Here is a 22,430-nt window from a genome sequence, read left to right as displayed (position 1 = left end):
GCCCGTTCCAAGGGAAAAAGACAGGGCAGAATTGTCCCATGCCCAAGAAACCTGCCCCCCGCACCGATGACGCCGCCAAGGAAGGCGTGGCGGGCAGCGCAGGGGACACCAAATCCCCCGCGCAAAAAGCGCTGGAGAAATTGGGCCTGAAACGGGATATCGACCTGGCACTGCACCTGCCGCTGCGCTATGAGGACGAGACCCGTATCGTCCAACTGACCGAGGTGCGCGAGGGCCAGCAGGCGCAGATTGAGGCCGTGGTGACGCACCAGGAGGTGACGTTTCGCCCGCGCCGCCAACTGGTGGTGACGGTGGACGATGGCTCAGACACCTGCACGCTGCGGTTTTTCAGCTTCTATGGCTCGCAGCAAAAGGCGCTGGCCGTGGGCAATCGCATCCGGGTACGCGGCGAGGTCAAGGGCGGCTTTTTGGGCCGCACCATGCTGCACCCCAGCTTCCGTGCCGCCGGAGGCAGCCTGCCCACGGCGCTCACGCCCATCTACCCCACAGTGGCGGGCCTGCCCCAGCCCTACCTGCGCAAGGCGGTGCTCTCGGGCCTGGCGCGCTCCGATTTGTCCGACACCTTTGCGCCCGGCGATCTGGAGGTGTTGAGGCACGGAATTGGCCACCAGCCCTTATGGACACTGCGCGACGCGCTATCGTTTTTGCACCACCCCACGCCCGATGTGTCGCTGGACACGCTGATGGACCACAGCCACCCGGCCTGGCAGCGCCTGAAGGCCGAGGAGCTGCTGGCCCAGCAGATCAGCCAGCTGCAAAGCCGGCGCGAGCGGGCTGCGCTCAAGGCGCCGCAGCTCCAGGCGGTGGAAGGCGGCACCCTGCATGCGCGGCTGCTGGCCGCCTTGCCGTTTGGCCTGACGAATGCCCAAGCGCGTGTGGGCGCCGAGATTGCCAAGGACATGGCGCGCCCCATCCCCATGCACCGCCTGCTGCAGGGCGATGTGGGGGCTGGCAAAACCGTGGTGGCCGCGCTGGCCGCCGCCATTTGCATGGATGCGGGCTGGCAGTGCGCACTGATGGCACCCACTGAAATTTTGGCCGAGCAGCACTTTCGCAAGCTGCTGGGCTGGCTGGAGCCGCTGGGCATCACCACCGCCTGGCTCACCGGCACCCAAAAGACCAAGGAGCGCCGCGCCATGTTGGCGCTCATCGAGAGCGGCGAGGCCCAACTGGTGGTGGGCACGCACGCCATCATCCAGGACAAGGTCAAGTTCAAGAATTTGGCGCTGGCCATCATCGACGAGCAGCACCGCTTTGGCGTGGCGCAACGCCTGGCGCTGCGCAACAAGCTGCAGCACGACACCATGGAGCCGCACATGCTCATGATGACGGCGACGCCGATTCCTAGAACATTGGCCATGAGCTACTACGCGGACCTGGATGTGTCTACGCTGGACGAGTTGCCCCCCGGGCGCACGCCCATCGTCACCAAGGTGGTGAACGACCACCGGCGCGACGAAGTGGTCGAGCGCATCCGCGGCCAGATTGCCGAGGGGCGGCAGGTGTACTGGGTGTGCCCGCTCATCGAAGAGAGCGAGGCGCTGGACCTGACCAACGCCACGCAAACCCATGCCGACCTGGCCGAGGCGCTGCAGGGCGCCACGCGCGCCGATGGTCAGCCCGTGCTCATCGGCCTGCTGCATTCGCGTATGCATGTGGACGACAAAAAGGCCGTCATGGGTGCCTTCACCGCCGGGCTGATGTCGGTGCTGGTCAGCACCACGGTGATCGAGGTGGGGGTGGACGTGCCCAATGCCTCGTTGATGGTCATCGAACATGCCGAGCGCTTTGGCCTCAGCCAGCTGCACCAGCTGCGTGGCCGCGTGGGGCGCGGCGCAGCGGCCTCAGCCTGCGTGCTGCTGTATTCCACTGGCGATGCGCCAAGGTTGGGCGAGGCTGCGCGTGAGCGGCTGCGCGCCATGGCCGAGACCAACGACGGCTTTGAGATCGCGCGGCGCGACCTGGAGATTCGGGGACCTGGAGAATTTTTGGGCGCCCGCCAGAGCGGCGAGGCCATGCTGCGTTTTGCCGACCTGGCCACCGATACCGCGCTGCTGGAATGGGCGCGGGCCGAGGCACCCATGCTGCTGGACCGCTACCCGCACCTGGCCCACAAACATGTGGCGCGCTGGTTGGGCGGCAAGGCGGAGTACCTCAAGGCCTGAAGTGGCCTGAGGCACCCGCCCTGCGCGGTGTGCAGGCTTAGAGGCCCTTGCAGGCGTCCAGGGCCATCAACCGTTTGTAGCTGAGGTCGGACGCTTGGTTGGCCGTTGCACTTTTGTTGAAAAAGCTCCAAACCTTGGCCGCCATGTTGTCGCCGGTGCCGGTCGTCTTGGTGAGCTCCCGCTTGGCGAGTTTGAGGGTGACCTTGCCCGCCATCTGGCAGACCTGGGCGGTGCTGACGCCGCCGCCGGAGTTCGATACCAACTGTCCCAGCACACCGTCTTTTTCTGCCGCAATCAGGCAGGTGGTCATCTTGATGCTGTCTTCCACCATGCTCTTGATGGCACCGCAGGCCAGGGGCGCTTGCACCATGAACATCGGGGGCGCTGTGAGGACAAAGCTGGCGGCGCATTCCTTGGTGATCGCTTGCTCGGATGAACGCTTGAGCACTTGGCCCATGCCTTTGACGTCCGACACCAGACTCACCATCTCTTCGGGAATCTGGCAGTAGAAGCCGGATCGGAACTCCGTGGCACAGGCGTTGACCTGGCCGGTGATGGCGCTGGTTTGGCTGTCATTGATGACCTTCGCCATTTCGGACAGGCCCATCGAGAGCGGATCGGGGAAGAACTTGGCGTACGAGCTGCAGTTGTTACGCATCATGTCAATCACCATCGTGGCGAATGCGGCGGTCTGGTTGGCCACATCCACCGTGGTGCTGGCCACGGTGTTGGCCGCCATCACGGTGCCGCTGGCAATGGTGTTGGCCAGTTGGGTGGTTCCGCCTGCGACCGTATTGGCTGCGCTGGTGACGCCGCCGGCGGTGGCGTTGGCTGCAATGACCGCCGCATTGGCCACCGTGTTGGCCGCCATCACGGTACCGTTGGCCACGGTGTTGGCGGCATTGGTGATCCACTGGCCGGGGGATTGGCGGGGGTTTTTGTAGTAGCCCACATTCCAGTTGGCGTCGCCCTTGCGGGTGGCCGGGTTCTTGCCGGGGTACATGACGAGGTTGCCGTCGTCCTGCAGGATCAGGTAGAAGTCGCCGTTGCGCGGGCCTGAAGGGCAGACGACGCCGCCCTTGTTGTCGGCGGGGCCGGTGCCGGCATAGGTGCAGAGGTTGCCGTCACCCTGAAAGATGGTGAAGAACTGGCCGGCGGGGGCAGGGGCGTTGCGGCTGCACCAGTTCAGGCCGGGGTAGGTCGGGTCCTGCGGACTTCCCACCTTGTAGACACAGAAGTTTGCGTCGCCCTGCTGGACGGCGATGTAGGCCCGCGAGGCGGATTTCAGGTACTGATCGGTGGAAAGCCAGTCTCCCTTGCGCAAATACTGGCGGCCGTGGCCCGAGCTGGGGGGCCCTGCTTCAAACGCGTTTTCTACCCCGGCCATGGCAAAGCGGCCTTCACCGCGGCCGGTCGTTTGGTAGTGCTGCACCAGCGCCAGCGCGTTCAGGCGAAACGCATTGCGCAAGTCGGAGTAGCGATTGGCGTAGAACTCCGGGTCCACGCCCAAGGCCAGGGCTTCGCCGTAAGCCTTGCGGCTGGGCAGTCGGCCTTCTTTGCTGCCGTATTCCCGCCAATGCCGTGTCAGGGCACCGAAGTTGGTGCCGAAGGCTTTGGCGAGGTCGGGGTAGTACTGGCGGTAGAAATCGGGGTCAAAACCGACAGGCATGTCAAAGGGTGTGCCCAGCGGCGTGGTGTCGCGGGTCTCTTTGTAGCCCTGGGTGATGTAGTAGTTCAGCACCGCCTCGTAGCTGCGGATGTTGCGGTCCCACAGGATGTCGGGGTTGCGGGCCTGGTAGGCCGGCAGGCTGAAGACAAAACTGCTCTGGCGGCCTTCCTTGATGCCGTAGCTCAGCCAGTGTTGCTTGGCGGCTTCCAGGTTGTTGGCGCCAAAGGCCTTCAGCAGGTCGGGGTACTTGTTCAGGTAGAACGCGGGGTCCAGCACCATGAGGCGCTGGTCCTGCAAGGCGGCCCGTGCGGTTTCGGGCGTCTGCGGGCTCCAGATGCTGGGCTGGTTTTGGGCCTGCACCGCGCTGGTACACACGGCCAGGGCGGCCAGTGCGAGCAGGGGCTTGAGCAGGGTTTGGCGCCGTAGCAGCGCGGTCAGGTTACAGGTCCACAACACAATCTTCTCCTTGAAAGGGATACGTGCAGGATTGTCGGAAGACCGGGCGGTGGTGTATGTCCCCTGTATGTGCTACATACTCGCGTCCTTCTGCCTTTTTGCTTTGGTACAACCCCCGCATGCCCGCACTGTTCCGCTCGCTCGCACGCCCTCCTGGTCTGGCCCGGGTGGGGTGGGCCGTCGCTGCGCTGGCCCTGGTTTGGCTGGTTTGGGGCCTGGAGCGCGACGCGACACGGGACGCCGGTGCCATCCAGCTCACCGCGGCCGAGGTGCTGCAGCTGTCCGACGACACCCCTGCGCCTGTGATGGTGGATAGCCGCACCCTGCCGGGCCGCTGGCAGCCTGTCACGCTGCCGTTTGGCCAGACCTCGGACCTGCTGCGCCAGGCCGGCCTGGCCCAGACCCATGCCACGCGCACCACTTGGTACCGTCTGCCGGTGGCCGACTTTGCGCCCGGCACTGCACCCCTCATGCTCTACACCGCGCGCACCAAGGCCTATGGGCCCATGGCGGTGTATGTGGATGGTGTGCGCTTGCACCAGTGGCAGCTGGACGGGGCCCTGTGGTACTGGGCGCCGCAGCTGATTGCGGTGGACGCGGGCCCGCGCCTCGCGCAGCCGCGCGAGGTGCTGGTGCGCATGCAGCACGACGCGGGCAGCTACACGGCGCTGGCCTCGGTGTGGCTGGGCCCGAGTGCGGCGCTGAAGTGGCGGTTTGAGGCGCGTCAATGGCTGCAGCTGCACACCCCGGCCATGAGCGGCGGCGCGTTTCTGGCGGTGGGGTTTTTTGCCTTCTTCATTTGGGTGCGGGGCAAGCGGGTCTCGGGCTACGGCCTGTTTGCGCTGCTGGCCGCGCTGTCGTTTGTGCGGGCCCTGCACTTTTATGTGGATGTGCAGGTGGCCGACGACTGGTTTGCCTGGCTCACGGTCAACGCGCTGTTCTGGCTCATCACCGCCGTGCACTTTTTGCAGATGCTGCTGCATGGCCAGCGCCAGGCCTGGCTCACACGCACCCTGCTGCTGTTCAGCGCGGTCGTGGCCTTCGCCACGCTGCCGGGTGTGGGGCAGTTGCCCAACTCGCCCCTCATCACACCGCTGATCTACCCCTTTGCCATGCTGGCGGGGCTGGTGGTGTCGGGCGTGGGCATCCGCCTGTCGTGGCGGCGCTCGCTGGACGGCATGCTGCTGTCGCTGGGCGTGGCGGTGAGCACGCTGTTTGGCCTCAACGACTGGGCCATCCAGAGCAACTTTCTGGACCCCGAGAGCTGGTACCTGGGGCCCTACGCCAATTTGCTGAACTTCGTGGTCTTTTGTTACCTGATGCACCGCCACTACATGAATGCACTGCTGCAGGTGGAGCGCTCCAACCAGGAGCTGGCGGTGAAGCTGCGCGCGCGTGAGGACGAGCTGGCCGAGAGTTATGGCCGCCTGCGCCAGGTGGAGCACAAGCAGACCGTGGCGCACGAGCGCCAGCGCCTGATGCAGGACATGCACGACGGGCTGGGCTCCTCGCTGCACAGCGCGCTGCGGGCGATTGAGCGCGGCCAGGTCACCGAGGAAACGGTGGCCGACATCCTGCGCGGTTGTATTGACGACCTGCACCTCACCATCGACTCCATGGAGCCGGTGGATGCCGACCTGCTGCTCTTGCTGGCCACGCTGCGTTACCGCCTGGGGCCACGCCTGCAGACGGCGGGCATTGCCCTGCAGTGGGGCGTGGTGGACCTGCCACCGCTGGGCTGGCTGGACCCGCGGCGGGCGCTGCATGTGCTGCGCATCTTGCAAGAGACGCTGACCAACACCTTCAAACACACCGATGCCACCGAGGTGCATGTGTCCACCGGGCAGGAGGCGGGCGGTGTGTTTGTGCGCATTGCCGACAACGGCCCCGGTTTTGACCCCGAACAGGCCCTGCGCAGCGGCGGTAAGGGCCTGGCCAACCAGCGCCGCCGTGCGGATGCCATTGGCGCGCAGGTGCGCTGGAGCAGCACGCCCCAGGGTGCGGTGACCACGCTGTGGCTGCCGCTGCAGTCGCCGTTTGCCGATTCGAGGCCCGCACCGCTATGAGCGCCGCCCTCCAACCGATCCGGGTGGCGATTGTGGAAGACGATATGGACTTCCTGCAGGCGCTGATGCAGACCGTGCAGGAAGAGCCGGACCTGCAACTGGCTGGCACGGCCAGCACGCAGGCGGCCGGGCTGGCGCTGCTGCAGGGCCCGGCGGCCGACATCCTCATCGTCGACCTGGGCCTGCCCGATGGCTCGGGCATTGACGTGATTCGCGCGGCGGCCACGCAGTGGCCCGACTGCGGCACCATGGTCAGCACCACCTTTGGCGACGAGGCCCATGTGATTCGCTCCATCGAGGCCGGTGCCGCGGGCTACCTGCTCAAACACCGGGAGCCGGCGCGCCTAGCGGCCGAAATTCGCAGCCTGCACAGTGGTGGCAGCCCCATCAGCCCGCTGATTGCGCGCCATGTGTTGACCCGCTTCTGGAAGGCCAAGCCTGCGGTGCCCGAGGAGCGCAGCGAGGACAGCGAGGGCAAGACCAGCCTGTCGGCGCGCGAGCAGCAGGTGCTGGAGCTGATCACCAAGGGTTTCACGGCCGACGAGATCGCGCAGCTGATGCACATCTCGCGTTACACGGTGCTCACGTTTGTGCGCCGCATCTACAAAAAGCTCAATGTCAGCTCCAAGGCCGAGGCGATTTACGAGGCCCACGCCCAGGGCTTGTTGCGCTGACCGGGGCCACGGGCCTGTTGCAGTGGCTGTTTTGTGGTCAAAATGGGGTCTGGCCCTCGTGGAATATGCGCAAGCAGCTCCTGAATTAATAGCAAAATATCGTTGTGAAGAAAGCCCCGGCATGCCCATCACCCCTTGTTCCACTGCGCTGCGGCGCCCTGCCTGAGCCCCACCCATGAGCGAACCCTGGCTGTGGATTGTGGGTCTGCTGACCCCGGTGGTGCTGGCGATACTGGGCTTTTATGCCTATGTGGAGTACCAGGCCCGTGTGCTGAAAACCCGCTCCGGCCCCATCCCCGGCGGCCTGCGTTTTGAGGCCCATGGCTGGAGCGTGGAGGTGCAGCGCAGCGCGCAGCAGCTGAAGGTGCAGACCCGGCAGGGCCATTACACCCGCGAGCCGTTGGCGGGCGGTGGCGCACAGGAGCAGCAGGGGCCGCTCACCGCCACGCTGCCCGCCGCGGGCCTGCAGATCGAGGTGACACGCAGCGTGCAGGCCCAGCCCGGCCAACCCGCCAAGCCCACGGGGCAGTGCAGCGTGGTGTTCCGGGCGTCGGACGAGACTGCGTTTGCCGCGGCCGAGAAACCGGGGGGCGAGCGTCACCTGCTGCGCCTGGAGCAGGTGCCCGAGCCGGTGGCGGCCAACTTTCACCAGTTTGCCGGGCAGATCCGCATGTGGGTGGACAAGCTGGACCACAACCTGGCCCAGCAAGTGCAGCTGCGCCAGCAGCGCGTGGAGGCTGAGGCCGCGGCCCTGGCCCGTGCGGAAGCCCGCGCCAAGAAAGCGGCCGAGCAGCCGGTGGCGCAAGACCTGGAGCCTGCAGCCCAGATTGCCCATTGGCGGCAGGTGGCCGGCTTCAGCGGCACCAGCGAGGTGGGCTACGCAGAAAACGGCAAGATCGACTGGTTCATTGACCTGGACCCGCGTGGGAACATCACCCTGCACGCTGACCGGCGCACCATCCACACCACCTTGCTGGGCGCCACCGTCTCCACACTGGCGGGCGAGCTGGAGGTGGGGGTGCGTGACGACTACTGGTCTGAGGCCGAGCCGGAGCTCAAGAGTTTTCGCCTCTTCAAAGGTGCGCACTCGGATGTGCGCCGTGCCTGGAAGGAGCGCCTGGAAATCCTCTGCGACAAGCTGCGCAGTGGCGAGATTTCGCCGCGCTGAGGCGGCGGCCAGGGGCGGGTATAGTGGCCCGCTTTTCTCTCAGGGTGCGGATGCTGTCACATTTACAAACACGCTGGCGTGCGCTGGCCGGCAATACGCGTGGCGTGTTGCTGGTGGTGCTGGCCATGGCCTGCTGGGCCGTGCTGGACGCCTGCAACAAGCGGCTGATGGCAACGGGCATCCCTCCCAAACAAGTATTGTTTCTGCAGGCCACCGTGGTGCTGGCCATGCTGGCGCCGGTGGTGGCGTGGACGCGCGGGCGCATTGTGGTCACACGCCAGCCGCGCATCCACCTGCTGCGTGCGGGGTTCATCGTCACCTCCGCCTGGTGCGCGGCCTATGCGGTGTCGCATCTGCCGCTGGCCGAGGCCAGTGCCTACTTGATGACGGGTTCACTCTTCATGCTGCCGCTGGGCGTGTGGCTGCTGGGTGAGCAGCCCCACTGGCTGCGCTGGAGTGGGGTTGCGGTGGGCTTTGGCGGCGTGTTGGTGATCCTGCAGCCCGGGGCGGAGGCCTTTCACCCTGCGGCGCTGGTGGCGCTGTTCGGTGCGCTGATGGAGTCCATGCTGGGCGTGGTGCTCAAGAAGTATTCGGGCCAGGAGCATCCCATCGCCGTGTTGACCTGGAGCCAGGTGGCCTGCTGGCTCACCTTTGGCGTGTTTTCCGGTTTCAGCCTGCCCAGCGTGCCACCGGCGCTGTGGTGGCTGCTGCCGGTCGTGGGTGTGGCCGCCGCCGGCATTTACCTGAGCTACTTTTTTGCCTACCGCGCAGGTGATGCCTCGGCGGTGGAGGCGGGCAGCTTTTCGCTGCTGCTGTTCAGCCCCACGCTGGGCTGGCTGGTGTTTGCCGAAACCCCCGAGCTGGCCTTCTGGCTGGGCGCCGGCCTTTTGGTGTGTGGCATTGCGCTGGTGATTGTGGAACCCACGGGCCGGGTGAGAGGACAATAGCGGCATGACCCTGACCGAACTCAAATACATCGTGGCCGTGGCGCGCGAGCGGCACTTTGGCAAGGCGGCGGATGCCTGCTACGTCTCGCAGCCCACGCTGTCGGTGGCGGTGAAGAAGCTCGAAGAAGAGCTGGACGTGAAACTGTTTGAGCGCAGTGCCAACGAGGTGACGGTGACGCCGCTGGGCGAAGAAATCGTGCGCCAGGCGCAAAGCGTGCTGGAGCAGGCCGCCAACATCAAGGACATTGCCAAACGCGGCAAGGACCCGCTGGCCGGGCCGCTCAAGTTGGGCGTGATTTACACCATCGCCCCGTATCTGTTGCCCGACCTGGTGCGCCAGGTCATCACCCACAGCCCGCAGATGCCACTGATGCTGCAGGAGAACTTCACCGTCAAGCTGCTGGAAATGCTGCGCACCGGCGAGATCGACTGCGCCATCCTCGCCGAGCCTTTTCCCGACACCGGGCTGGCACTGGCGCCGCTGTACGACGAGCCGTTTTTTGCCGCCGTGCCGACCAGCCATGCGCTGGCGGGCCAAGACCATGTGACCACGGCAGAACTCAAAAAGGAAACCATGCTGCTGCTGGGCAATGGCCACTGCTTTCGCGACCATGTGCTGGAGGTGTGCCCCGAGTTCGCGCGTTTCTCCAGCGATGCTGAGGGCATTCGCAAGAGTTTTGAAGGCTCGTCGCTGGAGACCATCAAACACATGGTGGCCGCGGGCATGGGCATCACCCTGGTGCCGCGCCTGAGTGTGCCCAAAGAGGCCATGGAACCCAAAAAACGCAAGGGCGAAGAGCCCTTTGTGAAGTACCTGCCGGTGCAGGACAACAAACCCGATGGCAGCAGCCTGCCTCCGCCCACACGCCGGGTGGTGCTGGTGTGGCGGCGCAGCTTCACGCGGTACGAGGCCATCGCCGCGCTGCGCAATGCGGTCTATGGTTGCGAGCTGCCCGGCGTCACGCGCTTGTCCTGATTTTTAAGCAAAATCGGCCTCTAGCCCTTATGGATATTGCGCAAGCAGCTCCTTGATTCATAGCAAATCGTGTCATCCCTGTTCTCTGCCAAGCTCTCGCTTTACCTAGATCTGATCCGCTGGAATCGCCCCGCGGGCTGGCTGCTGCTGCTGTGGCCCACGCTCAGCGCGCTGTGGCTAGCGGCAGGTGGTTTCCCGGGTTGGCACCTCATCGTGGTGTTCACGCTGGGCACCATCCTCATGCGCAGCGCGGGCTGTTGTGTCAACGACGTGGCCGACCGGGAGTTCGACAAACACGTCAAGCGCACGGCGCAGCGCCCGGTGACCAGCGGACGCATTGGCACGCGCGAGGCGCTGCTGGTTGGCGCCGCGCTGGCGCTGGCGGCGTTTGCCCTGGTGCTGACCACCAATGCCGCCACGATTGCCTGGTCGTTTGCCGCGCTGGCCGTGGCCCTGGTCTATCCCTATGCCAAGCGTTATGTCTCTATGCCGCAGGCGGTGCTGGGGGTGGCCTTCAGTTTTGGCATTCCCATGGCTTTTGCCGCCGTTACCGGTGAAGTGCCCCTGCTGGCCTGGGCGTTGCTGGTGGGGAACTTGTTTTGGGTGCTGGCCTACGACACCGAATACGCCATGGTGGACCGTGATGATGACCTCAAGATCGGCATGAAAACCTCGGCCATCACGCTGGGGCGTTGGGATGTGCCGGCGGTGCTCAGTTTCTATGTCGTCTACTTGGCCCTGTGGTCCTGGCTGGTGCTGTCCACGCTCACGCGGCCCTGGGCCTGGTGGCTGGGCGTGGCGGTGGCCGGGGCCCAGGTGGTGTGGCACGGCACGCTGATTGCCGACCGCGGGCGCGAAGGCTGCTTCAAGGCCTTTCGCCAGAACCACTGGATCGGCCTGGCCGTGTTGGGCGGGGTGCTGCTGGGCGTTTAGGCGTGACGGGGGGTGGGCTTTGCGTTAGCATGAATCCACGCCAACGCTTGGAGCCCCGCTTCCATGAAAGAGCTCGCCGGACAAGACCCCGACTCCATTGCGCGTGTACGCGCCCGGCGTTTGCGGCAAATCTCCGGCTTGGTGTTTGCAGGCCTGCTGGTGGCCACGACGGGTTATGTGTTGGAGCGCAATTGGTCCATCGTGTGGCTGTTGCTCCCCGGCATGGGCCTGATGTTGCTGTGCCTGTGGTTGAGCCAGCGTGGCCGCACCGATGCCGCAAACCTGCTTTTCCTTTTCTCCTTGACCTCCGTGGTCTGCGCGCTCACCTGGGTCAGCGAGGGCATCAAGGACGTGGCGCTGCTGTCCTTCCCGGCGCTGCTCATCATGGCGGGCCTGCTGGTATCCACACGTGCCTTTTTTGTGCTGTTGGGGAGCATGGTGGCCTACCTGGTGTTTCTGACGCTGGCGACCGAAGTCTTGCACTGGCGCCGCACGGGGTATGTGAGCCCGCCCTACGAGCAGCTGCGGGATGTGCTGACGATTTTGGTCGTCAGTGGGCTGGCCATTTGGCTGATCTTGAGCGACCTGCAAAAAGCGCTGGCCAGCCTGCAATTGCAAATCACGCGTTACCGCGAATCGCAGGCGCAACTCACCTACCTCTCGCAACACGACAGTCTGACCGGCCTGGCCAACCGCAGCCTGGGCCGTGAGCGGCTGGAGCGCGCCATTGCGGTGGCGCGCCGCCAGCATCGCCGCGTGGCGGTGCTGTTTGTGGACCTGGACAACTTCAAGGTGATCAACGACTCGTTGGGCCACGCGGCGGGCGATGACTTTCTCAAACAGGTGGCGACGCGCCTGAACCAGACGCTGCGCAAGGCCGACATCGTGGCGCGCCATGGGGGCGACGAGTTTGTGATCGGCTTGAGCGATGTGAACAGCGCCGAGGATGCGTCGGGCGTGGCCACCAGTGTGTTGTTGCGCATGGAAGAGGCCTTCATGCTCAAGGACACCGAGGTGTCCACCTCGTGCTCGATTGGCATTGCGCTGTTTCCCGACGACGGTGGCGACTACGAGACCCTGATGCGCCAGGCCGATGTGGCCATGTACCGGGCCAAGGAGTCAGGCCGCAATGCCTTTCGCTTTTTTGATGCCGCCATGCAGGCCGACCTGCAACACAACCTGCAACTGGTGGCCAACCTGCGTATTGCGCTGGCGCGTGCGGAGTTTGTGCTGCATTACCAGCCGGTGTTTGACCTGCACTCAGGCGTGTTGGTAGGGGCCGAGGCCTTGATCCGCTGGCAGCACCCGGAGCAGGGCCTGCTGATGCCCGGCCACTTCATTGCAGCGGCCGAAAAAGCCGGTGTGATTGTGGAAATGGGCGAGTGGGTGCTGGCCCAGGCCTGCCAGCAGGCGGCGCTGTGGCAACGGGCGGGTGCGCCGTTGGTGCTGGCGGTCAATTTGTCGCCGGTGCAGTTTCGCCGTGGCAATGTGGAGCAGGTTGTGGAAGACGCCCTGCAGCGCTCGGGTCTGCCCGGCAGTTGCCTGGAGCTGGAGATCACCGAGTCCACGCTGATCGAGGACACCGAGCGGTTTGTGGTGTCTTTGCAGCGGCTCAAGGCGCTGGGGGTGTCGATTGCGATTGACGACTTTGGCACCGGCTACTCCAACCTTGGCTACCTGCAACGTTTTGCGGTGCACAAGCTCAAGATCGACCAGTCGTTTGTCAAAGGCATGTTGGACAGCGAGCCGCAGCATGCGATGGTGGCCGCCATTGTGCAAATGGCCAAGGGCCTGCACCTGGTCTCCCATGCCGAGGGGATTGAGGAAGAGCGCATCCGCGATGCCTTGCGCGCCCTGGGCTGTGAGCAGGGGCAGGGCTACTGGTTTGCCCGGCCCGAGCCGGCCGAAGCGTTTGGGCGACGTCTGGTGCCGGCCGACGGGGCATAAAAAAGGCCCGCACGGTGGCGGGCCTGGCAGCGGTGCGAGGCGCCTATTTGGCGCTCAGGCACTCGCTCATGAATTTCTTGCGTGCATCGCCTGCAAGCGCCTTGGTCTTGGCGTCGGCATTGCAGGTTTTCATCTTGTTTTGCTGCGTGGTGCCTGCGTCAGCAGCGGCCCCTGCGGGTTTGGCGCTCAGGCAGTCTTTCATAAAGGCTTTGCGCTCATCCCCTGCAAGCGCTTTGGTCTTGGCATCGGCGTTGCAGGTCTTCATTTTGTTCTGCTGGGCGGAAGGGGCCTTTTCTTCAGCGGCGTGGGCGCCACTTACGGCCAGTGCCAGACCCAGAGCCACGAGAGAGATCAGTTGTTTCATCAGTCGTCCTATCCAAAAGATGGCAGCGATGCCGCCGTTGCAGAAAAAACCCTAGCGATTACAAGCATATAACGAAAAGATGACGTGACCGTTGACGGACTGGCCCCCGGGCTTTCCCGGGGGACCCGTAAAATCGCGCCATGCTCACCGTCAAACACGATCTCCTGCAGGCGCTGGCCGCCTGCCTGGAACAACTCTCCCCCGGCTCGGGTGCCAAGGCTGCTTTTGAATCTCCCAAAGTGGCGGCCCATGGTGACCTGGCCACCACCGCCGCCATGCAGCTGGCCAAGCCCCTGAAAATGAACCCACGCCAGCTGGCCGAGACCCTGCGTGCCAACCTGTTGGCCACACCGGTCTATGCCCAGTGGGTGCAAGACATTGAGATTGCCGGCCCGGGCTTTATCAATATCCGCCTCAAGCCCGCCGCCAAACAAGAAGTGGTGCGCGAGGTGCTGGGCCAGGGTGACCAATTTGGCTACCAGCCGGGCAACGGCCAGCGTGTGCTGGTCGAGTTCGTCTCGGCCAACCCCACGGGCCCGCTGCACGTGGGCCACGGCCGCCAGGCCGCGTTGGGCGATGCAATTTGTAACCTGTTTGCCACCCAGGGCTACGCAGTGCACCGCGAGTTTTATTACAACGACGCCGGCGTGCAGATCCAGACCCTGGCCAACAGCACCCAGCTGCGCGCCAAGGGTTTCAAACCCGGTGACGATTGCTGGCCGGTTGACCCGGAGAACCCCGCCAGCAAGGCCTTCTACAACGGCGACTACATCCAGGACATTGCCAACGACTTTCTGGCCAAGGCCACGGTGCAAGCCGATGACCGCGGCTTCACCGCCAGCGGTGATGTGGACGACTTGGAGTCGATCCGCAACTTTGCCGTGGCCTACCTGCGCCGCGAGCAGGATAAGGACCTGCAGGCCTTCAACCTGAAGTTTGACGAGTACTACCTGGAGTCCAGCCTGTACACCAGTGGGCGCGTGGAGGCGGCTGTCAACAAACTGGTCGCCAACGGCAAGACCTACGAGTTGGACGGCGCGTTGTGGCTCAAGTCCACCGATTACGGCGACGACAAGGACCGCGTGATGCGGAAAAAAGACGGCACCTTCACCTACTTTGTGCCTGACGTGGCCTACCACATCGCCAAGTGGGAGCGCGGCTTCACCAAGGTGGTGAACATCCAGGGCACCGACCACCACGGCACCATTGCCCGCGTGCGCGCCGGCCTGCAAGCAGCCGATGTGGGAATTCCCCTGGGCTACCCCGACTACGTGCTGCACACCATGGTGCGTGTGGTCAAGGGCGGTGAAGAGGTCAAGATCAGCAAACGCGCGGGCAGCTATGTCACGCTGCGTGACCTGATTGAATGGACCAGCAAGGACGCGGTGCGTTTCTTCCTGCTGAGCCGCAAGCCCGACACCGAATACACCTTTGACGTGGACCTGGCCGTGGCCAAAAACAACGACAACCCGGTCTACTACGTGCAGTACGCGCATGCGCGCATCTGCTCGGTGTTGGCGAGCTGGGGTGGCGCTGTGGCCAGCCTGAAGGCCGTGGACCTGTCAGCGCTGTACAGCCCGCAGGCCCAGGCCTTGATGCTGCTGCTGGCCAAGTACCCCGAGATGCTGACCGCCGCGGCCGAGGGCGAAGCCCCGCACGACGTGACCTTTTACCTGCGCGAACTGGCCGCCAGCTACCACAGCTACTACGATGCCGAGCGTATTCTGGTGGACGACGAAGCGGTGAAGCTGGCACGTCTGGCGTTGGTGGCCGCCACAGCCCGCGTATTGCACAATGGCCTAGCCGTGCTGGGCGTAAGCGCCCCGCAAAAAATGTGAGATTAAGTGAGAAAGCAGCACATGAAGTTTGAACGTGGCGGAACCATTGTGGGTTTCATCGTCGGTGTGGTGGTGGGCCTGGGGGCAGCCCTGGCGGTGGCGGTCTACGTTACCAAGGTGCCGGTGCCCTTTATGAACAAGAGCCAGAGCCGCAGCGCCGACCAGAATGAAGCTGAGGCGCAGAAGAACAAAAACTGGGACCCTAACGCCATCCTGTATGGCAAAAATCCTGCCCCCGCAGTGCCTCCGGCCACCACGCCAGCGTCTGCTGCGTCGGCCGCTAAAAACAAGGCCGACGCAAAGACCGAGGCGAAAGTCGAACCCAAGGCCGATGCCAAAGCAGATGCCAAGGCCACCAAGCCCGATGCCAAGGGCGAGGTCAAGCCCGCCGTGTCGGCAGACCCGCTGGGAGATCTGGCCAAGGCCAAAACCGCGGCGCCCGCAGAGGCCGATGCCTTTGTCTACTTTGTGCAGGTCGGAGCCTTCCAGAAGGCTGAAGACGCCGAGAGCCACCGCGCCAAGCTGTCCTTGAGCGGGATAGAAACCAAAATTTCCGAACGCGAACAATCGGGCCGTCCGGTGTTCCGGGTGCGCGTAGGGCCTTTTGACAAGAAGGACGATGCGGACAAGGCCAAGGACAAAATGGACAAGGCCGGCATGGAGACCGCGTTGGTCCGGGTCCAGCGTTAAGCCCGGGCCCAACAGGAACTTTCTGGGTGGGGCTTTGTCCCACCAGCCTCTTTACAAGTGAGATGGACATGAAACGACGCGAATTCACGCAACTGACCACTGGTGCTGCCGTGGCCTCGGCCACTTTGTTGGGCACATCGGTACAAGCCCAAGCCAGCAAACCCAAGGCGGGAACCGATTACCAGGTGCTGGACCCACGTGCCCCTGTGGAAGCCAGCGCCGGAAAGATCGAAGTGGTGGAGTTCTTTTGGTACAACTGCCCGCACTGCAATGCGTTCGAGCCTACGCTGCAGGCCTGGATTGGCAAGTTGCCCAAAGACGTGGTGTTGCGCCGTGTGCCCGTTGCCTTCCAGGATAGCTTTGCACCGCAGCAGCGCCTGTATTTCACCCTCGAAGCCATGGGGCTGGTGGAAAAACTGCACGCCAAGGTGTTCGCCGCCATCCACGTGGAGAAGAAGAACCTTGCCAGCGGCGAGGCGATTCTGGAGTGGGTGGTCCAGCAGGGCGTGGACAAAGCCAAGTTTGTGCAGCAGTACAACTCCTTCACCGTGGTGACCAAGGTCACCAAGGCCACCCAGCTGCAAAACGCCTACAAGGTTGAGGGTGTCCCTGCCTTGGGCGTGGCCGGGCGCTACTACACCGATGGCTCCATGGCGGGCACTATGCCGCGTGCGCTGCAGGTGGTGGACGTGCTGGTGGCCGACGTGCGCGCCGGTCGCTAAGCCCCGGGTTTTTACGCCGGGAATGGCGCCAGCCCGCAAGGGGCGGGGCTAGAATGGTTTGGCACCCCATTCAACCTTTGTGGAGATTGTTCCCATGGCGCACCAGAAGTACCGGCTTGTCACCCGCAGTGATTTTGATGGACTGGTATGCGCAGTCCTGCTCAACGAGCTGGATCTGATCGACGACATCAAGTTCGTCCACCCCAAGGACATGCAGGATGGCAAGGTGGAGGTGTCAGACCGTGACATCACCACCAACTTGCCCTATGTGCCGGGCGTGCACCTGGCGTTTGACCACCACGAGTCCGAGACGGTGCGCAACACCGGCGAGCGCCCCAACCACATCATCCTGCCCAACGCCGACTCGGCGGCGCGCGTGGTGTTTGACCACTACGGCGGTGCCAGCCGTTTTCCGGCGCGCTTCCATGACATGATGGAAGCGGTGGACAAGGGCGATTCGGCCCGCTTCAGCCACGACGAAATCATGGCCCCCACGGGCTGGGTGTTGCTGAACTACCTGATGGATTCACGCACCGGCCTGGGCCGTTTCCGCGAGTTCCGCGTCAGCAACTACCAGCTGATGATGGACCTGATCCAGTACTGCCGCCACCATGGCATTGACGAGATCCTGCAGCTGCCCGACGTGGTGGAGCGTGTGGACCTGTACTTTGAGCACGCGGCCAAGGCCAAAGAGCAACTGCTGCGCTGCTCCACCGTGCATGGCAACCTGCTGGTGCTGGACCTGCGCAACGAAGAAACCATTTTTGCGGTGAACCGCTTTATGGTCTACGCGCTGTTCCCGCAGACCAATATCTCCATCCACGTGCTGTGGGGCCTGCAGAAGCAAAACACCGTGTTTGCCACCGGCAAGTCCATCACCAACCGCACGTCCAACACCAATATTGGGGACCTGATGCTCAGCTACGGCGGGGGTGGCCACGCCAATGCGGGCACCTGCCAGGTGGAGAACGACCGCGCTGCGGACGTGTTGCAAGCGCTGATCACCAAAATTAACGCCGACGGCTGAGCCAGCCAAGGCGCGAAATGCGCAAAGCGCTCGGTACAATGGCCGAAGCGCTTTTCGAGCAAGTTTCGTGCCTTTATGAAAAATACCGTTTTGTTGGTGTCCCTGTGGCTGGCCCTGTCCAGCGTGGCTGGCCACGCCTGGGCCGAAAAGGCCGACCGCAACAAGCCCATGAATGTGGAGGCCGACGCCCTGCGTTACGACGACTTGAAGCAGGTCAGCGTGTTCACCGGCAATGTGGTGCTGACCAAAGGCAGCATCATCATCCGCGGCGCCCAGCTTGAAGTGCGGCAGGACCCCGATGGCTACCAGTTTGGCTTGGTGACCGGTTCGGCCACCACTCCGGCATTTTTTCGCCAGAAGCGTGATGGGTTGGACGAATTCATTGAAGGCGACGGCGAAACCATCGAGTACGACGGCCGGGCTGATACCGTGCGGTTCATCAAAAAGGCCCAGTTGCGCCGCCTGCGCGGTGCCCTCCTGGCTGACGAGGTGACCGGCGCCAACATCCTGTACGAGAACCTCAGCGACCGCTTCACCGTGGACGGCGCGCCCAAAAGCGCCACCGCCCCTGCGGGCCGGGTGCGCGCCATGCTGACGCCCAAGCCCGACACCCCGGCACCCGCCGCGCCCCAAGCGAGCCCGACTCTGCGCGCCACGCCGCAACTTGAGAAGCCTGCCCAGTGAGCGCCCCGACCCAAGAAGCCCCGGACACCAGCACCGGGCGGCTGGAAGCCCGGCATTTGCAAAAATCATACGGCAAGCGCCAGGTGGTCAAAGACGTATCGCTGGCTGTGCGCACTGGTGAAGTGGTGGGCCTGCTGGGCCCCAATGGCGCGGGCAAGACCACCTCGTTCTACATGATCGTGGGCCTGCTGCGCGCCAGCGCGGGCGATATCACCATCGACGGCCAGTCCATCGAACACATGCCCATCCACCGCCGCGCGCGCCTGGGCTTGGGTTATCTGCCGCAAGAGGCTTCGATATTCCGTAAGCTGAATGTGGAAGACAACGTGCGTGCCGTGCTGGAGCTGCAGCGCGACGAGGCCGGCAACCCGCTCAAGTCGGCCGAGATTGAGGCGCGCCTGACCGCACTGCTGCAAGACCTGCGCGTGGAGCACCTGCGCGAGTCGCCCTCGCTGGCCCTGTCGGGCGGTGAGCGGCGCCGTGTCGAGATTGCGCGCGCGCTGGCCACGCGGCCGCGCTTCATCCTGCTGGACGAGCCGTTTGCGGGCATCGACCCGATCGCGGTGATCGAGATCCAGCGCATCATCAACTTCCTCAAGGGCCGTGGCATTGGGGTGCTCATCACCGACCACAACGTGCGCGAAACCCTGGGCATTTGCGACCACGCGTACATCATCAGCGATGGCCATGTGCTGGCGCAGGGCACCCCCTCCGAGATCGTGAACAACGCCGACGTACGCCGTGTGTACCTCGGTGAGCATTTCAAAATGTGATGAAGCAGGGGCTGTCTTTAAGGGTCTCCCAACACCTGGCGCTCACGCCCCAGTTGCAGCAGTCCATCCGTCTGCTGCAACTCTCCACGCTGGAGCTGAGCCAGGAGGTGGAGCAGATGCTGGACGAAAACCCGTTTCTGGAACTGACCGAGGACCGCGCCGAACGCGAGGACTTTGGCCTCAACGCCGCGGACACCACGGTGAGCGAGGGTGATCGCCTGTCCGAGAGCAGCGAGGTTGACTATGCTCCTAATTCAGTAGCTGACTACGCAACATCCACGAGCGCTAGCAGCACAAATGAAGATGAAACCACGCCGCTGAGCAGCAGCGACGAACCCAACTGGGAAGGCGATGGCACCACCGAAATGACGCCTGACGATGGCGAGTGGGGCGTGGACGCGAAAGCCAAGGCCAACAACCTGGGTGACGACGAAGAGAAGGACGCTACCGAGCTGGCGCGTTCCGCCGAATCGCTGCAGGCCTTTTTGCACCGCCAGGCGCTGAGCCTGCGCACCAATGCCACCGATGCCGCCGCCTTGCGCTTTCTCATCGAGTCACTCAACGACGACGGCTACCTGGAAGACCCGCTGGAGGAGCTGGCGCGCAGCCTGAACCCTGGTGACGAGGAGCAGCTGCAGGACTTGGTGCACCACTTCACGGTGGCGCTGGGCCTGCTGCACAGCCTGGAGCCCGTGGGCGTGGGCGCGCGTGATCTAGGCGAATGCCTGCGTTTGCAGGTCAAAGCCCTGCTGGCCCAAGCGCAGGCGGACTATGAAGACGAACGTGCCGAGCTGCTGCAGGTGGCGCTGGGCATTTGCAGCAAACCCATGGACCTGCTGGCCCGGCGCGACATCAAGCGCCTGGTGCAGATGGGTGTGGGTAGCGATGCGCTGGTGCGCGAAGCGATTGCACTGATCGCGCGGCTGGAGCCCAAGCCCGGACGCCGCTTCATCGACGTGGAACGCAACATCGTGGTGCCTGACGTGCTGGTGGTGGCCATCGGCAAGGCCGGTGGCATACCGAAGTTCCGCGTGCAGCTCAACCCCGAAGTGATGCCGCGCCTTAAGGTGCACGATATTTATGCCAACGTGCTGCGCAACCACCGCGGTGGCCGTGACGGTGCCGGCCACGCCGCGCTGCAACAGCGCCTGCAGGAGGCGCGTTGGTTCATCAAGAACATCCAGCAACGTTTTGACACTATCCTGCGCGTGAGCACGGCGATTGTGGAGCGGCAGAAAAACTTCTTCACCCACGGCGAGCTGGCTATGCGCCCGCTGGTGCTGCGCGAGATTGCCGACGAACTGGGCCTGCACGAGTCCACCATCAGCCGCGTGACCACGGCCAAATACATGGCCACGCCGTTTGGCACCTTCGAGCTGAAGTACTTCTTTGGCTCCGGCCTGGGCACGGAGAGCGGTGGCAATGCCTCCAGCACCGCGGTGCGCGCGCTCATCAAACAATTCATCGCCTCCGAGAGCAGCAAGAAGCCCTTGAGCGACAACCAGATATCTGACATGCTCAAGGAGCAGGGCATCGAGTGCGCGCGGCGCACCGTGGCCAAATACCGCGAGGGCCTGAAGATTGCCCCCGCCTCACTCCGCAAAGCGCTATGAACCAATTGACCCTTTTCCTCCCTTGCGCCGCCGGCGTGGAGGAGTACCTGGCGCCGGAGATTTTGCAAATCACCGGCTTGCCCCCTGGCTGCGTGACCAAGCAGCGCGGCGGCGTGGCCGTGCGCACCTCGTTTGCGCACGCCATGTTGCTCAACCTCTACAGCCGTCTTTCGCAGCGCGTGCTGGTCCTGGTGTCGTACACCGAATACCGCAGTGAACAAGACCTGTACCGCGCCGGTACGCAAGTGCCGTGGGAGCAGTGGTTCACGCCCAAGGAAAGCATCAAGGTCGAGGTGACCGCGCAGCACAGCCCGCTGACCTCGCTGAACTTTGCCGCGCTGAAGGTGAAGGACGCCGTGTGCGACCGTTTCCGCGAAGTGGCGAATGGCGTGCGCCCCGATGTGAACACGCAGTGGCCCGATGTGCGCATCTACGCCCACCTGACCACCGACAGCTGCTCGCTGTACATCGACACCTCGGGCGAGCCGCTATTCAAGCGCGGCTGGCGCGAGGACAAGGGTGACGCACCGCTGAAAGAGACGCTGGCCGCGGCCATGATTGCTGCCAGCGGCTGGGCCTCGGGCGACGAGGATCTGATGCCGCTGTACGACCCCTGCTGCGGTAGCGGCACGGTGGCGATTGAGGCCGCGCAGATTGCCTGCAACATCGCGGCTGGTTCGCTGCGCCGTTTTGCGTTCGAGAAATACCGGCCTTTCCGCAGCCAGGAATGGGCCGACATGAAGGCCGAAGCTGCAGCCAATGTGGTCAAACCCGAGCCGGGCCAGCCTGCGCTGATTTACGGCAGCGATGTGTCGCACCGCATGGTGGACTTTGCGCAGCGCAACGCGCAGCGCGCAGGCGTGGCCGATGTGATTGAGTTCCGCGGCGGCGATGCGCTGCAGCGCATGCCTCCCATCGAGGGCGGCGGCGTGATGGTGCTGAACCCGCCCTATGGCGAGCGCATTGGCATCGGCGGTGTGGCCGGGGAGGGCGAGGGCGCCCGCTTTGGCGCACGCGAACTGGCGCAGACAGACGAAGGCGTGGACTTCTTCAACCAGCTGGCCAGCCACTGGAAGAAGAACTACAGCGGCTGGACCGCCTGGGTGCTGACGCCCGACCTGAAGCTGCCCAGCAAGATGCGCCTGAAAGAGTCGCGCCGCGTGCCCATGTGGAACGGGCCGCTGGAATGCCGCCTGTTCAAGTTCGACATGGTCAAGGGCCGCCTGGCCAAGGGCGCTGCACCGCAGGCTTCCAACGAACCCAATGACTGAGGTCGTGGTGGACGGTGTCCGCCAGATCATTCTGGACACCAACATCGTGCTGGACCTGCTGGTCTTCAACGATGTGGCTACCCCGCCGCTACGCGAAGCCCTGCAGGCCGGTCGCCTGCAGTGGGTGGCCACCGCCCCCATGCGCGACGAGCTGGAGCGTGTGCTGGCCTACCCGCAGATTGCGAAGCGGCTGAACTTCTATGGCCTGAGCGCAGCTGAAGTGCTGCAGGCGCGTGACGCCCAGGTGCAGACTGTGGACGTGCCGCCCAAGGCCAGCGTGACCTGCAAAGACCCGGATGACCAGAAGTTCATCGACCTGGCCGTGACGCAGCGTTGCCTGGTGTTGAGCAAGGATCAGGCCGTACTTTGTATGGCAAAACGGCTTCTAGCCCTTGGTGCGTATGCGCAAGCAGCTATTAAATAGAT

The 22,430-nt window shown here is 64.1% G+C and carries 19 protein-coding genes; 17 read left to right on the top strand and 2 right to left on the bottom strand.

From position 1 onward, the window contains the following. The first annotated feature begins 38 nt into the window (after positions 1-38). Positions 39-2,186, top strand: a complete 2,148-nt coding sequence (recG, locus tag C5F53_RS11900) for an ATP-dependent DNA helicase RecG (protein ID WP_105261596.1) — start codon at positions 39-41, stop codon at positions 2,184-2,186. Positions 2,187-2,223: 37 nt separating this feature from the next. On the opposite strand, the gene C5F53_RS11895 is transcribed toward recG, so the two are convergent. Further along, positions 2,224-4,311 (bottom strand): hypothetical protein, encoded by a 2,088-nt coding sequence (locus C5F53_RS11895; RefSeq protein WP_146097347.1) that lies wholly within the window; start codon positions 4,309-4,311, stop codon positions 2,224-2,226. 119 nt (positions 4,312-4,430) lie between these two features. On the opposite strand from C5F53_RS11895, the gene C5F53_RS11890 reads away from it, so the two are divergent. The 7 genes from C5F53_RS11890 (at position 4,431) to C5F53_RS11860 (ending at position 13,022) form a co-directional block, all read left to right on the top strand. Continuing rightward, complete coding sequence (locus C5F53_RS11890; RefSeq protein WP_105261594.1) at positions 4,431-6,377, top strand: sensor histidine kinase; 1,947 nt, start codon at positions 4,431-4,433, stop codon at positions 6,375-6,377. Then, positions 6,374-7,051, top strand: a complete 678-nt coding sequence (locus C5F53_RS11885; RefSeq protein WP_105261593.1) for a response regulator transcription factor — start codon at positions 6,374-6,376, stop codon at positions 7,049-7,051. Before C5F53_RS11890 ends, C5F53_RS11885 begins: the two co-directional genes overlap by 4 nt. 175 nt (positions 7,052-7,226) lie before the next feature. Further along, positions 7,227-8,219 (top strand): hypothetical protein, encoded by a 993-nt coding sequence (locus C5F53_RS11880; protein ID WP_105261592.1) that lies wholly within the window; start codon positions 7,227-7,229, stop codon positions 8,217-8,219. A 50-nt stretch (positions 8,220-8,269) separates the two neighbouring features. Then, on the top strand, positions 8,270-9,166 hold the full coding sequence (locus C5F53_RS11875; protein ID WP_105261591.1) for a DMT family transporter: 897 nt from the start codon (positions 8,270-8,272) through the stop codon (positions 9,164-9,166). A gap of 4 nt (positions 9,167-9,170) precedes the next feature. Then, a complete protein-coding gene (locus C5F53_RS11870; RefSeq protein WP_105261590.1) occupies positions 9,171-10,142 on the top strand; it encodes a LysR substrate-binding domain-containing protein in 972 nt (323 codons plus the stop codon). Positions 10,143-10,220: 78 nt separating this feature from the next. After that, the gene (ubiA, locus tag C5F53_RS11865; protein WP_105261925.1) at positions 10,221-11,075 is read left to right on the top strand and encodes a 4-hydroxybenzoate octaprenyltransferase; all 855 of its coding nucleotides are present in this window, start codon (positions 10,221-10,223) and stop codon (positions 11,073-11,075) included. Positions 11,076-11,138: 63 nt separating this feature from the next. Continuing rightward, on the top strand, positions 11,139-13,022 hold the full coding sequence (locus C5F53_RS11860; protein ID WP_105261589.1) for a bifunctional diguanylate cyclase/phosphodiesterase: 1,884 nt from the start codon (positions 11,139-11,141) through the stop codon (positions 13,020-13,022). Between the two features lie 43 nt (positions 13,023-13,065). Here the strand turns inward: C5F53_RS11860 and C5F53_RS11855 are convergent, their stop codons facing one another. Continuing rightward, entirely contained in the window at positions 13,066-13,386 is a 321-nt protein-coding gene (locus tag C5F53_RS11855) for a PsiF family protein (RefSeq protein ID WP_105261588.1), read from the bottom strand. A gap of 140 nt (positions 13,387-13,526) precedes the next feature. On the opposite strand from C5F53_RS11855, the gene argS reads away from it, so the two are divergent. The 9 genes from argS to C5F53_RS11810 all read left to right on the top strand — a co-directional run bounded on the left by argS (position 13,527) and on the right by C5F53_RS11810 (position 22,428). After that, positions 13,527-15,224 (top strand): arginine--tRNA ligase, encoded by a 1,698-nt coding sequence (argS, locus tag C5F53_RS11850; RefSeq protein WP_105261587.1) that lies wholly within the window; start codon positions 13,527-13,529, stop codon positions 15,222-15,224. Between the two features lie 21 nt (positions 15,225-15,245). Then, positions 15,246-15,914, top strand: coding sequence for an SPOR domain-containing protein (locus tag C5F53_RS11845; protein ID WP_105261586.1), 669 nt, complete (start codon positions 15,246-15,248; stop codon positions 15,912-15,914). Positions 15,915-15,982: 68 nt separating this feature from the next. Next, positions 15,983-16,636, top strand: coding sequence for a thiol:disulfide interchange protein DsbA/DsbL (locus C5F53_RS11840; RefSeq protein WP_105261924.1), 654 nt, complete (start codon positions 15,983-15,985; stop codon positions 16,634-16,636). 94 nt (positions 16,637-16,730) lie between these two features. Beyond that, positions 16,731-17,663 carry an exopolyphosphatase gene (locus C5F53_RS11835; protein WP_105261585.1) on the top strand — a complete coding sequence of 311 codons (933 nt, stop codon included), beginning with the start codon at positions 16,731-16,733 and terminating at the stop codon, positions 17,661-17,663. Positions 17,664-17,738: 75 nt separating this feature from the next. Then, a complete protein-coding gene (gene lptA / locus C5F53_RS11830; protein ID WP_105261584.1) occupies positions 17,739-18,347 on the top strand; it encodes a lipopolysaccharide transport periplasmic protein LptA in 609 nt (202 codons plus the stop codon). Next, positions 18,344-19,120, top strand: coding sequence for an LPS export ABC transporter ATP-binding protein (gene lptB / locus C5F53_RS11825; protein ID WP_105261583.1), 777 nt, complete (start codon positions 18,344-18,346; stop codon positions 19,118-19,120). Before lptA ends, lptB begins: the two co-directional genes overlap by 4 nt. Further along, the gene (gene rpoN, locus C5F53_RS11820) at positions 19,120-20,733 is read left to right on the top strand and encodes an RNA polymerase factor sigma-54 (protein ID WP_105261582.1); all 1,614 of its coding nucleotides are present in this window, start codon (positions 19,120-19,122) and stop codon (positions 20,731-20,733) included. Before lptB ends, rpoN begins: the two co-directional genes overlap by 1 nt. Continuing rightward, positions 20,730-22,004 (top strand): class I SAM-dependent RNA methyltransferase, encoded by a 1,275-nt coding sequence (locus C5F53_RS11815; RefSeq protein ID WP_105261581.1) that lies wholly within the window; start codon positions 20,730-20,732, stop codon positions 22,002-22,004. Before rpoN ends, C5F53_RS11815 begins: the two co-directional genes overlap by 4 nt. Beyond that, positions 21,997-22,428, top strand: coding sequence for a putative toxin-antitoxin system toxin component, PIN family (locus tag C5F53_RS11810; protein WP_105261580.1), 432 nt, complete (start codon positions 21,997-21,999; stop codon positions 22,426-22,428). The genes C5F53_RS11815 and C5F53_RS11810 overlap by 8 nt, the downstream gene beginning before the upstream one ends. The last annotated feature ends 2 nt before the right edge of the window (positions 22,429-22,430 follow it).

Source organism: Rhodoferax sp. TS-BS-61-7, assembly GCF_002943465.1.
GTDB lineage: Bacteria > Pseudomonadota > Gammaproteobacteria > Burkholderiales > Burkholderiaceae_C > Allorhodoferax.
The sequence above is the reverse complement of the archived record's forward strand: the minus strand, read 5'-3'. Positions and strand labels throughout refer to the sequence as shown.

What these genes read in the sequence shown, in the direction of transcription:
- C5F53_RS11845 (WP_105261586.1), top strand. Translation starts at nt 15,246, where the DNA reads ATGAAGTTTGAACGTGGCGGAACCATTGTGGGTTTCATCGTCGGTGTG.
- rpoN (WP_105261582.1), top strand. Translation starts at nt 19,120, where the DNA reads ATGAAGCAGGGGCTGTCTTTAAGGGTCTCCCAACACCTGGCGCTCACG.
- C5F53_RS11880 (WP_105261592.1), top strand. Translation starts at nt 7,227, where the DNA reads ATGAGCGAACCCTGGCTGTGGATTGTGGGTCTGCTGACCCCGGTGGTG.
- C5F53_RS11840 (WP_105261924.1), top strand. Translation starts at nt 15,983, where the DNA reads ATGAAACGACGCGAATTCACGCAACTGACCACTGGTGCTGCCGTGGCC.
- C5F53_RS11890 (WP_105261594.1), top strand. Translation starts at nt 4,431, where the DNA reads ATGCCCGCACTGTTCCGCTCGCTCGCACGCCCTCCTGGTCTGGCCCGG.
- argS (WP_105261587.1), top strand. Translation starts at nt 13,527, where the DNA reads ATGCTCACCGTCAAACACGATCTCCTGCAGGCGCTGGCCGCCTGCCTG.
- C5F53_RS11870 (WP_105261590.1), top strand. Translation starts at nt 9,171, where the DNA reads ATGACCCTGACCGAACTCAAATACATCGTGGCCGTGGCGCGCGAGCGG.
- C5F53_RS11875 (WP_105261591.1), top strand. Translation starts at nt 8,270, where the DNA reads ATGCTGTCACATTTACAAACACGCTGGCGTGCGCTGGCCGGCAATACG.
- lptA (WP_105261584.1), top strand. Translation starts at nt 17,739, where the DNA reads ATGAAAAATACCGTTTTGTTGGTGTCCCTGTGGCTGGCCCTGTCCAGC.
- C5F53_RS11855 (WP_105261588.1), bottom strand. Translation starts at nt 13,386, where the DNA reads ATGAAACAACTGATCTCTCTCGTGGCTCTGGGTCTGGCACTGGCCGTA.
- recG (WP_105261596.1), top strand. Translation starts at nt 39, where the DNA reads ATGCCCAAGAAACCTGCCCCCCGCACCGATGACGCCGCCAAGGAAGGC.
- C5F53_RS11860 (WP_105261589.1), top strand. Translation starts at nt 11,139, where the DNA reads ATGAAAGAGCTCGCCGGACAAGACCCCGACTCCATTGCGCGTGTACGC.
- C5F53_RS11810 (WP_105261580.1), top strand. Translation starts at nt 21,997, where the DNA reads ATGACTGAGGTCGTGGTGGACGGTGTCCGCCAGATCATTCTGGACACC.
- C5F53_RS11815 (WP_105261581.1), top strand. Translation starts at nt 20,730, where the DNA reads ATGAACCAATTGACCCTTTTCCTCCCTTGCGCCGCCGGCGTGGAGGAG.
- C5F53_RS11835 (WP_105261585.1), top strand. Translation starts at nt 16,731, where the DNA reads ATGGCGCACCAGAAGTACCGGCTTGTCACCCGCAGTGATTTTGATGGA.
- C5F53_RS11885 (WP_105261593.1), top strand. Translation starts at nt 6,374, where the DNA reads ATGAGCGCCGCCCTCCAACCGATCCGGGTGGCGATTGTGGAAGACGAT.